The sequence below is a fragment of the Phormidesmis priestleyi ULC007 genome (genome assembly GCF_003003695.1).
Classification (GTDB): domain Bacteria; phylum Cyanobacteriota; class Cyanobacteriia; order Leptolyngbyales; family Leptolyngbyaceae; genus Phormidesmis_A; species Phormidesmis_A priestleyi_A.
In genome coordinates, this window is record NZ_PVWG01000005.1 from 160,100 (window position 1) to 175,211 (window position 15,112).

14 protein-coding genes and 3 pseudogenes are annotated in these 15,112 nt (G+C 48.2%); 8 read left to right on the forward strand and 9 right to left on the reverse strand.

The features are described 5' to 3' along the window. Positions 1-18: 18 nt before the first annotated feature. The 4 genes and pseudogenes from C7B65_RS28685 to C7B65_RS07155 all read left to right on the forward strand — a co-directional run. Positions 19-270 (forward strand): annotated as a pseudogene (locus C7B65_RS28685) (ABC transporter permease); the annotation flags it as partial. Positions 271-396: 126 nt separating this feature from the next. After that, a pseudogene (locus C7B65_RS07145) lies at positions 397-676 on the forward strand (ATP-binding cassette domain-containing protein); the annotation flags it as partial. 187 nt (positions 677-863) lie between these two features. Continuing rightward, complete coding sequence (locus C7B65_RS07150; RefSeq protein WP_073070135.1) at positions 864-2,597, forward strand: ATP-binding protein; 1,734 nt, start codon at positions 864-866, stop codon at positions 2,595-2,597. Positions 2,598-2,617: 20 nt separating this feature from the next. Then, positions 2,618-2,821, forward strand: a complete 204-nt coding sequence (locus C7B65_RS07155) for a response regulator (RefSeq protein WP_146135822.1) — start codon at positions 2,618-2,620, stop codon at positions 2,819-2,821. Between the two features lie 178 nt (positions 2,822-2,999). Here C7B65_RS07155 and C7B65_RS07160 read toward each other — a convergent pair whose 3' ends face one another. The 7 genes and pseudogenes from C7B65_RS07160 to C7B65_RS07185 all read right to left on the reverse strand — a co-directional run bounded on the left by C7B65_RS07160 (position 3,000) and on the right by C7B65_RS07185 (position 7,997). After that, positions 3,000-3,950, reverse strand: coding sequence for a CBS domain-containing protein (locus C7B65_RS07160; protein ID WP_397428386.1), 951 nt, complete (start codon positions 3,948-3,950; stop codon positions 3,000-3,002). 9 nt (positions 3,951-3,959) lie between these two features. Beyond that, positions 3,960-4,142: pseudogene (locus C7B65_RS29550) on the reverse strand (CBS domain-containing protein); the annotation flags it as partial. 141 nt (positions 4,143-4,283) lie between these two features. After that, positions 4,284-4,658: a recombinase family protein gene (locus tag C7B65_RS07165; protein ID WP_073070138.1), complete on the reverse strand. Its 375-nt coding sequence runs from the start codon at positions 4,656-4,658 to the stop codon at positions 4,284-4,286. Between the two features lie 113 nt (positions 4,659-4,771). Continuing rightward, the gene (locus tag C7B65_RS07170; protein ID WP_073070139.1) at positions 4,772-5,293 is read right to left on the reverse strand and encodes a hypothetical protein; all 522 of its coding nucleotides are present in this window, start codon (positions 5,291-5,293) and stop codon (positions 4,772-4,774) included. A 237-nt stretch (positions 5,294-5,530) separates the two neighbouring features. Further along, the gene (locus C7B65_RS07175; RefSeq protein ID WP_073070140.1) at positions 5,531-5,854 is read right to left on the reverse strand and encodes a YnfA family protein; all 324 of its coding nucleotides are present in this window, start codon (positions 5,852-5,854) and stop codon (positions 5,531-5,533) included. Beyond that, the gene (locus C7B65_RS07180; protein WP_073070141.1) at positions 5,854-6,252 is read right to left on the reverse strand and encodes a P-II family nitrogen regulator; all 399 of its coding nucleotides are present in this window, start codon (positions 6,250-6,252) and stop codon (positions 5,854-5,856) included. Before C7B65_RS07180 ends, C7B65_RS07175 begins: the two co-directional genes overlap by 1 nt. Before the next feature lie 179 nt (positions 6,253-6,431). Further along, the gene (locus C7B65_RS07185) at positions 6,432-7,997 is read right to left on the reverse strand and encodes an APC family permease (RefSeq protein ID WP_073070142.1); all 1,566 of its coding nucleotides are present in this window, start codon (positions 7,995-7,997) and stop codon (positions 6,432-6,434) included. A 635-nt stretch (positions 7,998-8,632) separates the two neighbouring features. Here C7B65_RS07185 and ppk2 point away from each other — a divergent pair. After that, positions 8,633-9,562 carry a polyphosphate kinase 2 gene (gene ppk2, locus C7B65_RS07190; RefSeq protein WP_073070143.1) on the forward strand — a complete coding sequence of 310 codons (930 nt, stop codon included), beginning with the start codon at positions 8,633-8,635 and terminating at the stop codon, positions 9,560-9,562. A gap of 21 nt (positions 9,563-9,583) precedes the next feature. Continuing rightward, complete coding sequence (locus C7B65_RS07195) at positions 9,584-11,752, forward strand: glutamine synthetase III family protein (protein WP_073070144.1); 2,169 nt, start codon at positions 9,584-9,586, stop codon at positions 11,750-11,752. A 783-nt stretch (positions 11,753-12,535) separates the two neighbouring features. On the opposite strand, the gene C7B65_RS07200 is transcribed toward C7B65_RS07195, so the two are convergent. Next, a complete protein-coding gene (locus C7B65_RS07200) occupies positions 12,536-12,769 on the reverse strand; it encodes a hypothetical protein (protein ID WP_073070145.1) in 234 nt (77 codons plus the stop codon). Between the two features lie 240 nt (positions 12,770-13,009). On the opposite strand from C7B65_RS07200, the gene C7B65_RS28690 reads away from it, so the two are divergent. Together C7B65_RS28690 and C7B65_RS07210 are read left to right on the forward strand one after the other, a co-directional pair. After that, the gene (locus C7B65_RS28690; RefSeq protein WP_223257311.1) at positions 13,010-13,180 is read left to right on the forward strand and encodes a hypothetical protein; all 171 of its coding nucleotides are present in this window, start codon (positions 13,010-13,012) and stop codon (positions 13,178-13,180) included. A 239-nt stretch (positions 13,181-13,419) separates the two neighbouring features. Further along, positions 13,420-13,791 (forward strand): hypothetical protein, encoded by a 372-nt coding sequence (locus tag C7B65_RS07210; RefSeq protein WP_106253960.1) that lies wholly within the window; start codon positions 13,420-13,422, stop codon positions 13,789-13,791. 120 nt (positions 13,792-13,911) lie between these two features. Here C7B65_RS07210 and C7B65_RS07215 read toward each other — a convergent pair whose 3' ends face one another. After that, on the reverse strand, positions 13,912-14,865 hold the full coding sequence (locus tag C7B65_RS07215) for an aldo/keto reductase family protein (RefSeq protein ID WP_073070147.1): 954 nt from the start codon (positions 14,863-14,865) through the stop codon (positions 13,912-13,914). Positions 14,866-15,112: the final 247 nt, after the last annotated feature.

Sequence of the window (15,112 nt, forward strand, 5' to 3'; positions counted from 1 at the left end):
CTCCATTTAGGAACCACCGTGCAACGCAAACTGTTTAGCAATGGCACCGGGTTGAATGAGAAAATTCGCCTTCAGGGAGAGATTTACCGCGTCATCGGCGTTATGGAATCGAAAGGTAGTCATGGGTCCATGGATCGCGATGATACGATTTATATCCCATCGACTACGATGTCGTCTCGAATTGTGGGTAACAATGCTCTTAAAGGCGTTTCGGTCAATTCCATTCTGGTCAAAAGAGAGAATCAAGACGCACTCGTTGCTGCTCAGTTTCAGGTTACTAATCTATTGCGGCTGCGGCACAATATTTCTAACCCCAACAATGATGATTTTCGGGTCACAAACCAGGCTGATTTGATCAGCACTTTCTCAAATGTGATTGGCGTTTTGACGATTTTCGGATTTGTGTTTCAACAATTTAATTTGCTTCCTCGTGCAACTGCCCTCGAAAATGTGATGTTGCCGATGGTCTATGCCAATGTTTCAAAATCGGTTCGTCGAGAACGAGTAACTCAGGCATTAGTGCGAGTGGGCTTAAGCGATCGCTTGCACAATCGCCCCAATCAATTATCTGGCGGACAGCAGCAGCGAGTAGCAAGGGATTACGATCGTGCTCGTCACTCACAAACCTGACATTGCGGCACAAACAAAACGTATTATTTGGACTTTCCTCGATTAGCCCGTACTTCCGTGCAGGGCGGAACAGCATTGAAGCAGAGGGATTTTTTATGCTTTTCAAACACCCTCTGTTGCCGCTTTAGCCAACTGCTTGATAGGATCGGCAGCATAGTTGGTGGAGAAAGTCATGACGATTCAGAATCGCGATCGCGCCTCAGCGTTTTCCTCAGCCCTGGGAGTGCAGACCGATGACTGACTTTTGGAGCCAACTTTTTAGTCTGAATTCGTTTGTGCCTCACGGACACTGCTACCTATGGCAAACCAACCTGGTGAGCCTGCACGTCCTCTCCGACGCACTCATCGCCCTGGCTTACTACTCGATTCCGATCACCCTGTTCTACCTGGTGCGGAAGCGGCAGGATCTGCCCTTCGAGTGGGTCTTTCTCTTGTTTGCTGCCTTCATTGTCGCCTGTGGCACCACCCACGTGCTAGAGATCTGGACGCTCTGGTATCCGACTTACTGGTTATCAGGACTGGTCAAAGCGTTCACAGCCCTAGTTTCAGTCGTCACTGCCACCCAGCTATTCCCCCTAATGCCAAAGGTTTTGGCTCTGCCCAGCCCAGCCCAACTTGAACACGCCAACCTGGACCTTCAGTCTCAGGTGACAAAGCGGCTCCGCATTGAGGAAGAACTGAAGCGCTATCAAACCCAGCTTGAGTCTTTGGTTGCAGAACGCACGCACGAACTAACGCAAGCAAACCAAACGCTGCAACAGGAAATCGCCGAACGCAAGCGGGTAGAAGCGGAACGGAAGCGGCTACTGGCACGAGAACAATCTGCCCGTGCTGAAGCCGAACAAGCTAATCGGATCAAGGATGAGTTTCTAGCGGTTTTGTCCCACGAACTCCGTACCCCTCTCAACCCGATTATCGGATGGTCGAAGCTGCTTCAGAGCGGCAAGCTCGATCGCGCAAAAAGTCGAGAAGCCCTAGAGACGATCGAGCGTAACGCCAAACTACAGGTACAACTGATTGATGACTTACTAGATGTGTCGCGAATTTTGAGCGGCAAGTTGAGTATCAGCGTCACCTCTGTTGACCTGAATGCAGTGATTGCAGCAGCAATGGAAACGCTTCGGTTAGCAGCCGAAGCCAAAGCGTTGCAGATTCAGACAACGATTCCTGCCAGTGCCAACATTGTGACGGGAGATGCCGTCCGCTTGCAGCAGGTAGTGTGGAATCTGCTATCAAACGCGATTAAGTTCACGCCCACCGGAGGGCAAATCGAGGTAAGTCTGACCCAGGCAGACACCCAGGTGCAAATTCAGATCAAAGATACAGGCAAAGGAATTCTGGCTGATTTTTTGCCCTATGTGTTTGACCACTTTCGACAGCAAGATGGAACAACCACCCGTAAATTTGGCGGCTTGGGGCTGGGGTTGGCGATCTCCCGTCAAATTGTGGAATTGCACGGCGGCAGAATTGGGGTCGAAAGCCCAGGTGAGAACCAGGGGGCTACCTTCACGGTTGAACTGCCCGTCTTGCACACCCCAAATGCTGTCGAAGCAGTTGCCGACATAGCTTTGACTGCATCAGACGATCGTCCCCTGGCAAATCTGCGGGTGTTAGTAGTGGATGACGAACCTGATTCACGCGAGTTTGTGGCGTTTGTGGTAGAACAAGCAGGAGCCGAAGTGATTGCGGTTGACTCTGCGATCGCGGCGCTGCAAACGCTTCAATCCATCCATCTCGACATTCTCTTAAGTGACATCGGCATGCCAGAAATGGATGGTTATGCGCTCATGCGGCAGGTGCGTCAGTTACCTATTAATGGGCAAATTCCGGCAATTGCGCTCACGGCTTATGCGGGAGAAGTGGATCAGCAACAGGCGATCGCAGCGGGTTTCCAGACCCATTTGTCTAAGCCAGTTGAGCCAGCCGACATTGTTGCGACTGTTATCCGGGTATATGGGCGAAAGTAGAGCAGATTCGACCCCAGCGAGTGTTTATTGATGCCATGACGCAGTTTTGCTATTTGTCGAGTGATGTCTTTCAATCGCTGACCGCTTATCCAGGCGAAGCCGATGAACAAAGAGCAGCCTTGGTCGGGTTTCAAAAGCATCTAGCTAAACCACTCGATCCGACTGTTGGAATTGCAGCCGTCTCGGAGTTAGGCCAGTTGTACAAGAACGGTCACTCAAGCTGATTTCCTTTGGCAATCTACTAGACCATTCGACCAAAAAGCGATCGTTGAGGAGATAACATTGCTGGTAGACAAACTTACGCATTTTGACCAAAACCTCGGAGGTTTAAGCCACTCTGTCGGTCACGATGCTTGATTCTTGGTTAAAACCTCCGAGGTTTGCGTAAGTCCTAACAAAGAATCATCGTAGTGAGTGCTGAAACTGTTGAAGGGCTGACAGTGCCGTTAGCAGAGTAGTTTGACGAGTTTCTAAAGGCAGGTCAGGAGCATTGATAAGAAACTGAATCTGGGTTTGCAACGCTTCTAAAAAATCGTGAATGTTGGGTGTTTCGCCATCATTGAGTAGACACAATGGGGCAGGTAAATGGGTGTCGTCGTCGATCGCTGCCAATACTTTGTTGGGGTCTAGCCCTAATCGCTGAAGGGTGCGCTGTAAAGTTTCAATCACGTCGTGCATTTCGATCGGATCAAAAACGCGCAGAAGGCTGGTTTGCGTGATGATCCCCAAATTTTTCCCCCAGTTCCAAGACACCACAAGCCGCCGCACTTGTCGCTGTTCCATTTCTTGGTGTGCTGTCCAGAGAGAATCTTCGCGATTGAGGACAAAGAGCGGTGTACTCATCACCGTCTGCGCTTGAGTTGTATTCATATCTAAGCCCAACGCCTGAAAGTGAACGATATCGCGTTCGGTCACAATGCCAACCGGATGCTGGACTGAATCTTCGCTAGATGCTTCGACGATGACCACACAGCTAATGCAATGAGTTGCCATGAGTTCTGTCAATTGCAGAACGGATGTGGTGGGTGATGCAGCAATGACTTGATGAGACATCACCTCAGCCACTCGCCGGATTTTTAGCAAGTTGGTGGGGCGCAAAATGTGGCGAATGCTATCGAGGGAGATCACCCCAACGAGTTGATGTGGCTCGTTCACGATCGCCAGATGTCGAATGCGATGACGACGAAACAGGAACAATGCTGCAAAAACGTTATGGAGCGATTCTTCAGTCATGCTCAACACGGGATGGTGCATCACATCAGAAATCTGAGTGGACTGGAGCGAAACGCCCAAAGCAGTTAATTGCACTAAATCGCGCTCGGTGAAGATTCCAAGTAATTTCTGATCTTGCATTACCAGTACGCAACTCGATCGTGCCCCACAGAGCGGATCTCGCGAGTTTGATTGTTGAGCAAGTTCGGCGGTTTTGTGCATCAGGGTAGCAACTTCACTCACCCGCGTATTCGGCATCACAATCAGGGGGCTACGATCGATTGCCTCATCGAGCGGAGGTGCCCCTAACGATCGGTCAAAAGACGTAACCATAATAAGAAATTAAGACAAACCACTTTTCAAAATTATGAGACTTGGCTGTGTAATTTCTGCACCATTGGTCACGAAATTTTCAGGCCCACAAAATTTGTTGCTGTAAATTTTTCGTTGACTGTAGGGGTAGCGCCCCCGTGCCTACCCCTGGCGGAGGGCTTTGCCAGATTCCTCGATTTGCGGTTCTAAGCCTGAAATTCTGGGGGTGCGTCCATATAAGCGATCCAAGACTCGTTTGACTGAAATGCGCTGCCACTGCTGACCGCGCTTGGTGGTGTAACCATTCTGATTCAGCCAGTCTGCAACCTGCTGGAGAGATTTGCCAGATTTGTGATGTCGGCGAATCAGTTCGATCACCTGCTGTTCATTGGGGTTTTCAATCAGTTCTCCATCGATCGATCGCTGTCCAAACGCAGGAGAACCATAGCCGATATATCCACCCTGAGCTGCTTTTGCTCTGCGTCCTTGCTCTAGCCGTTCCCAGATCTCGCGGTCTTGAAAGTTCTCGGCAGCCATCGTCGGTAATCGGGTTTACTGAAATTGACTCTTAGAGCAATCTATGAAAATCGCTCATTTAACTGAGATAACAGTTTTTGCAGTCTATAACATCTTCCCTAAAACAGAATGTTCTAAACGACGGATTTTTTAAGTAACTGTTGGGCGCGATCGATCTCCTCTACAGTTCCTTCAACCATTAGTAGAACATTGCCGTTCGCGACCAGCCGACTATATTTTTTAGCTTGCTCGGCGGTCATCCCTAAGCCAATTAATGCACCGATTAAGCCACCCGCAGCCGTGCAGATTCCGCCACTCAACAGCGTGAACGCGATCGCAGAAGACAGCACGACTTGACCGACACCGGGAAGGGCAAGCAGTCCGGCTCCGAGTAACAGCCCAGACGCACCGCCGACGAGATTTCCTAAAACGAGTCCTTTCTTTAACCCCGTCGCTGTTCCCGTAATTGTTCCAACGTTAGAGGCAGGAAGTTTTAACAAGGCAGTATCTTGAGAGGTATTGTAGTTTTGACCGACTAAGAAGGCTTGCGCGATCGGGAAACCAGAGAGAACTAGTCGATCGAGCGCTTGTCCGGCTGCTTCAATCTTAGAGAATGTTCCGATCACTCGTCGCTGCTGCAACACTTCCTTAAGCATTTCTTTTTCCTATGGAATAAAAATTTCTGTATCTTTAACTACAGTTTATCTTCTTCTTTAGAAAAAACGAGCAGCAGTCAACATATTGTCAGCGTGTTGTGACAAGAAAAACGATCGCCGAATTTTGATCTAGCGATCGCACTGAGGGGATGAAATAGCTGTAGGGGTAGCGCCCCCCTGCCTACCCCGGACGGAGGGCAACCACAGGGAGATTGCCCCTACCTATCCCTAAATTGTTCACCGTCGGGGCGCGTACATGATTACCAAAACGCCGAGCAGCGCGATCCATCCGCCGAGCCAATCGTATTTGTCAGGTCGAACTTTATCGATCAGCCAACCCCACAGAATCGATAGGACAATGAAAACACCACCGTAAGCAGCGTAGGCCCGTCCAAAGCTAACAGGTTGCAGCGTGGGAAGCACACCATAAATTGCGAGAATGATCACGCCAAAAACGGCAAGCCAAACGCTTTTCCCTTCACGTAGCCACAGCCAAAATAAATAGCCGCCGCCAATTTCACACAGCCCAGCCAACACGAACAGCAGTAAAGATTGAACCATTATTTTTTGCGAGAATCGCTCACCGTTGCAGGCTCTTCGATCGTTAAAGCCGCTTCGTTTTCTTCACTGGTGCGAATGCGAATGGCTCGGCTCACCGGAATCACAAACAGTTTACCATCGCCGATCGTACCTGTTTTGGCGGTTGAAACAATGGTATCGACCACAGCATCCGTGATGTCATCGTTTACCACAATTTCAATTCTAACTTTGGGAACAAAATCGATCGTGAACGGTTTGCCTTCCATGTCGAGCAGTCCGAGAAAGGCCAGCGGTCGCCCTTTTTGCCGCCCAAAGCCCTTTGCCCCTGTGACTGTCATTCCCTGAATACCCAGCTTGACTAAGGCTTCTTTGACAGCATCTAACTTAGCAGGCTGAATGATAGCAAGAATTAAGTTCATAAATTGCGATCCTAGTGATTGACTTTAGCGCTGTTAAGTAAGTAGCTGGAACTAAAGATCCTCATCCCCAACCCTTCTCCTAGGGAGAAGGGAGCAAGATTCAAAGTCCCTCTCCCCAAGGAAAGGGATTTAGGGTGAGGGCAGTTTGCAGCATCTTACATTTGATTGAGTCTGTTTACTTAGCGAGATTTTGAGGAGCCGACGTTATCGCGCAGCGGGTGACTCAGATCTGATGGTAGGAACAGCGGTTTGCCTTTGAGTAAGCTATCACCAATTAAGTAAGCAAAGCCTGCAACAAAAAACGCGATCGCAATTCCGATCGCCGTAATTGAGTTGATTTGGGCATTTCCCGTTCCGGTTAAACCATAGTAGAAAATGCCGCAGACCATCGCCAGATTCATCACTAAACCCAGCGATGGAATCACGATCGTTTGGAGAGGATTGTTTTCACCATCAAGCAGATGTTCTAACGTTGCGATCAGCGTCACACCGCAGGTAATTCCGTAAAGCATGAACGTGCCAATGTTTGAGACTAGAGTGACGATCGTCACGTTATCCACACTCTGCACAGCATACGCACCGATCAATGCGGATAATCCCGTCAGAAAATAGATTCCTAGAGAAGGCGTGTTGTAGCGACCATGTAGAAATCCAAAAACGGCGGGCAGCTCTCGATCGGCTCCCATTGCATAACTGATTCGGACTCCAGTTGAAAGCGATGACAAACCTGTCCCAATCAATGCCATCACAACCGTACTCGCCATGATGATCTGCAAGAGAAATCCGTTGCCAAACAGTAAAGCATCGCCCAGAATTTTCGCCATATCTCCGATCGGCGCACCCGATGATAATGCGGCTGCAAACCCAGTCACCGTTTTACCGTCAACCGTTGCAGTATATTGATCGCCAATAAAAAAATTAGCGGCAAAATACTCGAAAAAGTAACAGATGCAAGCCTGGATAAACAACGATAAAATCACACTTCTAGGAATATCTCGCTGCGGATTTATAGCTTCTCCTGCCATCGCGGTGGCAGATTCAAACCCAACGAGTAGAAGAATTGCGATCGTGGCTTGATAAACCAACCCAGTTAAATCATGTGGAACGACAACGCTAATCGCATTCGCATGTTCATAATTGACGTTAGGATGACCCAGGCGATAAATAATCATTAACAATCCTAAAAACGTCAGCGAGGCAATTTGCACCACGTTAATGATGATGTTAATCAATGTAGAACCTGTCACACCGATTAAAGCAATCCCGCCAATAATTCCAGCAAAGACAAAACAAATCAAAGTTTTACTAAACCAATCTGAGGCAAAATCAGGGTTAAACAGTTGCCCAATGTAAACGATCAACGTTCCCATAAAGCTCACCATGATGCCGGGATAAACCCAGTAATAGAGGTGGGCAGCCCATCCTGTCACAAACTTTGCCAGCCGCGCTAGGCGAAAATGTTTGTGGTTTTCTTTCGCTAAAATTGCCGCCTCAGCGTAGTAATAAGAACTGCCTGCACCCGCATTTGGGTAAGCCTTGGAAAGCGTCGCATAACAGCTTGCTGTTAACAGTGCAATGCAAGTTGCAAGCGCGATCGCTGCCCACATATTTTTGGCAGAGTTGGGCAGCGCTTGAAGCTGGTAGGTCGTCCACAAGAAAGCGCCTGGTGCAATCAGCGCCATTGCGTTAATTGTAATTCCTACCAATCCTAAGGTAGGCTTTAGTTCACCGCTTGAGTTTGTCATAGTCTGCTGTTACATCCGTCTAACTCGCTAGACTATCTTTAAGAGCGAATCCTCTATAAATCGGTATTAAAAGGTACAAAAATTGCTCAATGTTCTGCTCAATGACTTTACAACATCAGTAAATCCAGGGATAAAAGCATTAAATTCTAACTCAGGATTAGACTTTTGTTAGTTTTCAAACTATTAAGTTAACGTCAGTTCGACGAATTTTTTCGCTTCGTCAACAGCGGCTTCTACCCCCTAAATTCCCCATTTTGGGGGACTTAGAGGGCGAGATAGACTGGTAACGAAGTCGTCGAATTCACGTTAATTTATGCAAAAATTTTGATATTTCTTGAGCTTAGTATTTTTCGATACAAAAATCTTAGATTCCTGTTTCTACTATGTACTAAATACAAAGACCTTTAGCACTGTCCAAATGCTGTTGTTTGGGGATTTGAACCGAGCATCTTGTTACATCTGTCGGTTCTATGTTCGGGCTTCTCAAACGCATGGGAGACATGATAGGAGATATGGCAACGCTGCACCTGTTATGAATCGAAGTATCAAGTCGCTTCTGGAAAGCGCTCTCTATTGATTTGAAAGAGTGACGCAAAGTAAGGTCTTTCCCACTAGTTCACCAGGAGGTCAGCGCAATGGAACAAGAGTTTAATGGCTCACTTGGGTTACAGGAAAAAAAACAATTATTCGAGGAAAAGAAGCACGAAAAGCCCAAAAAACACAAAAAGCATAAAGTCCATCTCGAATTTCAACCGAATCACAGTGAAAGTGAACCTCTTGAACAAAAGAAGCTTGACAAAAGCGAGTATGAGAAAGAACTTGCACGACTACAAACAGAACTTGTGAAGATGCAGTACTGGATCAGACACACAGGCTATCGCTTAGTAATTTTGTTTGAAGGACGCGACGCGGCCGGAAAGGGTGGTACCATCAAGCGGATTGCCGAACCGCTCAACCCTCGCGGTTGTAGAGTTGTGGCTCTAGGAACGCCCTCCGATCGCGAAAAAACTCAGTGGTATTTTCAGCGCTACGTCGAACACTTGCCTGGAGCAGGCGAGATTGTGTTGTTCGATCGAAGCTGGTATAACCGAGCAGGTGTTGAACACGTCATGGGCTTTTGCACCGAAGCTCAATACTCCGAGTTTATGCACTCTTGTCCAGAGTTTGAGCGAATGCTCGTACGATCGGGCGTGATGCTGTTGAAGTATTGGTTTTCGGTCAGCGATGAAGAACAAGAGCGGCGATTTCAGTCGCGCACGATCGATCCCGCTCGCCGTTGGAAACTCAGCCCAATGGATTTAGAATCGCGCGATCGTTGGGTGGAATATTCCAAGGCAAAAGACAATATGTTTGCCCACACCAACATTCCAGAAGCGTCCTGGTTCACTGTCGAAGCCAACGACAAAAAACGTGCCCGCCTCAACTGTTTGAGCCACATTCTCAGCAAGGTGCCCTACACTGATATGACCCCAGAAGCGATGGAGTTGCCACCTCGCCGCACTGCACCTGATGACTATGTTCGTCCGCCTCGGAATGAACAGTTTTTTGTGCCGCACACCTACTAAACTATCCCCAGGACAATCACTATGAGTCATGAATTACGCGTTAAAGCGATTGCTCAAGTTACCGATCGTGTTCCTCTGCCTTCCAAAGTCCCGACTCGTCTAGAAGCGATTTGGGCAACCGATGTGTTTACATTGAGCAAAATGCAGGCGTGTCTTCCCAAAGACGTGTTTAAATCGGTGCAAAACACGCTCAAAACGGGCGGGAAACTCGATGTTGCGATGGCGGGTAGTGTTGCCGCCGCTATGAAAGACTGGGCAATTTCTAAAGGCGCATTGTACTATGCTCACGTTTTCTATCCGCTCACCAATGCCACTGCCGAAAAGCACGACAGCTTTATCTCAGTCCAAAGCGATGGATCGGTGATTTCAGAATTTACCGGAAAAGTTTTGGTGCAGGGTGAACCCGATGGTTCCTCCTTTCCGAATGGTGGTCTGCGTATGACGAGTGCAGCTCGTGGATATACTGCGTGGGATGTAACCAGTCCGGCTTACGTGATGGAAACCGACAACGGCGTAACGTTGTGCATTCCCACCGTTTTTGTCTCCTGGACAGGCGAAGCACTAGACAAGAAAACGCCACTGTTGCGCTCCAATTCCGCTATGAGCAAGGCAGCAACTCGCGTTCTGAAGCTGCTGGGCTATACCGACATCGCAACCGTTAATTCAAGCTGTGGAGCCGAGCAGGAATACTTTCTGGTCGATTCTCACTTTGCCCACAATCGCCCTGATTTACTCTTGACGGGTCGCACGTTGTTTGGCAAATCGCCTGCCAAAGGTCAACAATTTGATGATCACTATTTTGGCGCGATTCCTGAGCGGGTGCAGGTCTTCATGCAAGACGTGGAAGAGAGACTGTATCGGCTAGGAATTCCGGCCAAAACGCGACACAATGAAGTGGCTCCAGGACAGTTTGAGATCGCGCCATTTTTTGAAGCAGCGAATGTTGCCAGCGATCACCAACAACTGCTGATGACCATTCTGAAAATCACAGCCAAGAAACACGGGTTTGTGTGCTTGCTGCACGAAAAACCCTTTGCAGGCGTGAACGGTTCCGGGAAACACGTCAACTGGTCGGTGGGCAATCCGACGCAAGGTAACTTGCTCGATCCGGGTGATACGCCGCACAAAAATCTCCAGTTTTTGCTGTTCTGCGGTGCGGTGATTCGGGGCGTTCATACCTATGGTTCATTATTGCGGGCAGTGGTTGCAACTGCGAGTAATGATCACCGATTAGGCGCAAATGAAGCACCGCCTGCCATCATCTCGGTCTATTTAGGATCGCAACTCGAAGAAGTGTTTGACCAAATTGCCAAGGGAGATGTCAAAGATTCGTCCCACGGCGGCATGATGGATCTTGGTGTAGCAACACTGCCTATTTTTGTTAAAGATCCGGGCGATCGTAACCGCACTTCTCCTTTCGCGTTCACCGGAAACCGCTTTGAGTTTCGCGCCGTTGGCTCCAATCAGTCAGTTGCAGGTCCACTCGTCGCGATGAACACGATTCTGACCGATTCGCTGACCTGGGTTGGCGACAAACTAGAAGCTGAACTAGCAACCGGAACAGAACTGAGTGCTGCGGTGTTTGCAGTCCTCAAAGAAGTGATGGAAAAGCACAGTGCGGTCGTGTTTGGGGGCGATGGCTACTCTGAAGAGTGGCACAAAATTGCGGAAGAGCGCGGTTTACCCAACTTCCGCACGACGGCTGATGCGCTGCCTGTACTCAAAGAAAAGTCGATCGAAGACTTGTTTGAGCGAGTGGGAGTCCTTACGCCTGTTGAGCTTGAAAGCCGCTTCGACGTTTACGCAGAGCAATATGTTCAAACGATCGAGGTCGAAGCAAAGCTGGTGATCAGCATGGCGAAAACCATCATTTACCCGGCTGCGGTTCGGTATCTGGCTGATCTTGCAGATACGATCGCCAAGCTGACCGGAATTGGCATTAGCCTAGAAAAAGACACGGCTGAAAAAGTCGCAACGCTGGTTCAATCAATGATGGAAAGCGTCAGCAAGTTGAGTGCAGCCTTGGGCAAGCATGACTTTTCGACCACAGAAGAACATTTGCAGTATGGTGCCCAAATCATCCGCCCTCTAATGGACAAGGTGCGTGAGTCTGCCGATGCCCTAGAAGGTGAAGTGGCTGACGACTTGTGGCCCTTGCCCACCTATCAGGAAATGCTGTTTGTTAAGTAGGGGCGTATACCCTTCTCTTTAGATCAATAGTATGGACGTGGGAAATCATAGACTTCTCACGTCCTCTTTTTTTTGCGAACACGATCGCGTTTCCCTCATCCCGATCGTCCTGTTTGTCATACCAATTTGATTTATGAATGCGGTAGATTCGCATGGCGAGGAGGGTCTTCTATTTATTACTTCACCTTCATGCGGTTCTCTAACCGCGCAAATCGTACAGTTAAGTTGAGCATCTTCCCATTAAGGCCGACAATAAGAGAAGCGATGTTTTGAATCTGTGATCTGAACCTCACGTCTTTCCGCTCACACTTTTTTCTCGGTCTGCTGGGTGGCGTAATATCTTAGTGCTTGTCTTGTCGCTGGTGATGACGATCGCAGACTTTCTGCCTAACGGAGTAAGATGAGCGGCTTACGACTAATCTAAACGAAGCGAAAGGACTCTGTTTACCGCTCCATCGCGTTGTTAGACCGTGCATCACACGACGCTTCAACTACGATCGCTTGTCGAACTGACGATCAATTAAACATGACATACGTGGATTTGCACTACACCTTCTCCTAAGCCAGGGTGAATTCGTTGCCAACATAGATCTCGCGACCACGAACTCACCTAGCTTGGAAGCACGGGGTAGTCTTATACAAAAGAGAAATAAAGCCTCAATCTTCCATTCAACCTATACAGGCTAATGCTGACCGCTCGATGGAAAATGAAGGACTCTGAGGCTTTCTTCTGTATGAAACTACCCTGCTATATCAGGCAAGAAGAACACAATCTTATTTTGTCTATACCTCACGCACATGCTTGGCAAAAACGAACCACGTAGTCTTTCCACCTGGCGCGACAGGAATTTTTACCTCTCGGTGTCCTGTAGTATCTACATTACCAAACGCATCCAACACGTACCTAGAACCTTTCCCCTGCTTAATAACATTGTCCGTCCCCTGCTTGTCCACAGGTTCTGTACTCTGTTTCAAATAGCTCTCCTCAGCAAATTCGATGGTGATTGTCTTTGCCACTACTGTATCCTCTCAAAAATATAGATAAATCAAGTTGTCCCACCTGCGAAAGTAAGAGCTTTATTCTTTATTCCCTTACTTTCTGCACTTCTTTTTAAAGAGAAAGTTTCCGCAGATCAGCCGAAATCAGGCAAATAGGCAGATGGTCTTCAGATATTATTCTGAATCCAAGTGGATCAGCGGAAACTTTCTAACACTAGGCGGAATTTTTACAATACGCTGACTAAGGATGTGAAAACGATGATTTATACCCATGTGTTGAATCGGGGAGAACGCTGTGTTCGCAGTCCTTTAGATGCCCGAAGAACGATTAGCTTTGCAAAAGCCGAAGGCAACGCTTCACAGTTCCCCAAAGGAGTAACCGCTCCTCCTCAAAAATTTAACATCCCAAAAAACAAAAAACTCCTGTAGAATACATCGCAGTGATGAAGTTGTGCCCCGAAGCCTGATCTCGCAAATCAGACTCCGAGGACTTCCATCCCTAGTTATCGTTAGTAACTCAGGAGGCGTTCATGATTGTACACCGTCAGCTTTGCTATGGGATCTTGAAAGGCTGGAATCAAGATCCTGCATATCTTTTTCATCCCTATAGAATGTCTGATCAATCAGGGTTCTTGTCCTCTTTGAATTAACCAAGAGGACAAAATAAGATGGGAGTTAGGACTGTGATTCCTAGCTCGATTTCGTTCACCGTTGAGTTGCGTTGCTCAACCGAAAAACGGTATCGAGTCAGTGTGACTTTGGATTTGCAAGAGCGTTACATCTTCCTTTCGTCTGGCATTCTCGTGAATGTGAGGGACAGCATTGAAGATTTTGTTTCACAACTGAGTGAGATTGCGTCTAATCAACTGGCATTGTTCAAATGGGATGGCACGAGTGATTTGATGACTGAATATCAAACCGTTCGAGTGTTGCCGGGATATCAAGTTGAACGTTCTTTAGTGAAGTTCAACATCGCGATCGGGAATGGTTCTCTAATTCAAGTGGAGGAATTGCACAACAAAACCACCATTCAACTCTAGGAAGTTGAGCGTTAGGAAGCCGTCAATTAAGTAGACAGACTTAAATTGCCCTCACCCTAAATCCCTCTCCCCAAGGAGAGGGACTTTGAATCTTGCTCCCTTCTCCCTGGCAGGGCTAGTTCATTGAACAAAAAGAGACTCGATCGCACTCAAGGTTTCTGGCGACAACTTCCGACCCGATGCCTTAACGTTATCTTCCACCTGAGAGGCTTTGGTTGCTCCAATAATCACACTACTCAACGCTTCATTTCGCAAACACCAAGCCAGCGCTAACTGACTCATTGTTAAGCCTTCTTGCTCTGCCAAAGGCACTAATTTTTGAACTCTCACGAGCAAATCTTGATCCAACTGTCCTTTATTCATGAACGTGTTTTGGTTCGGATCGCTGGCACGAGATCCTTCAGGAAGCGCTTCGCCAGGTTTATATTTGCCCGTGAGAATGCCTTGAGCCAGGGGCGAAAAGTTGATAATGCCAATGCCTTCACGATGACAAAGAGGCATAATTTCCGATTCAATGTCTCGTTTGAGCATGTTGTATTGAGGTTGATTGGACGCGATCGCAGCCAGCCCCGCCAATCGTGTCAGATCTGCCGCGTGAGCAAGTTGTCCCGCGCTCCACTCGGACACGCCGTAATAGAGAATTTTGCCCTGCTGCACGAGATGATCAAACGCCATCAACGTCTCAGATAATGGCACACTCGGATCGTAGCGATGCGCCTGATATAAATCGATGTATTCCACATTCAGGCGCTTTAGACTGGCATTGCACTGTTCGATAATGTGCTTGCGCGAAAGTCCGCGATCGTTGGCTCCCTCCCCCATCGGAAAGTAAACCTTCGTCGCTAAAACATACGACTCACGCGGATATTGTCCTAACACACTGCCAACAACTTTTTCGGCGGCTCCTCGCGCATAAACGTTAGCAGTGTCGAAGAAATTAACGCCTAAATCATGGGCTTTCTCAATGCATTCACGAGCGATCGCTGCATCTTTTGCCGCGCCATAAGTGAGCCACGACCCTAAACAAACTTCCGAAACGCGAATGCCCTGTTTTCCCAGGTGCCGATATTCCATTTGATTTCTCCCAGTGATGCCAGTTTGGATTTGGGCATTGCTGAATGAGATGAAATGGCTGTAGGGGTAGCGCCCCCGTGCCTACCCCTGACGGAGGGCAACCACGGGAGGATTGCCCCTACAAATCATCCTGCTATTCAGCAATGCCTAGACTTGCATCCTATGTAATTGACTGAGAGAATAACCCTCACCGAGGGCTGAGTTTCAGACTTTTTTCCGAAACGTCTCATCTTTGTCAGCATGGAAG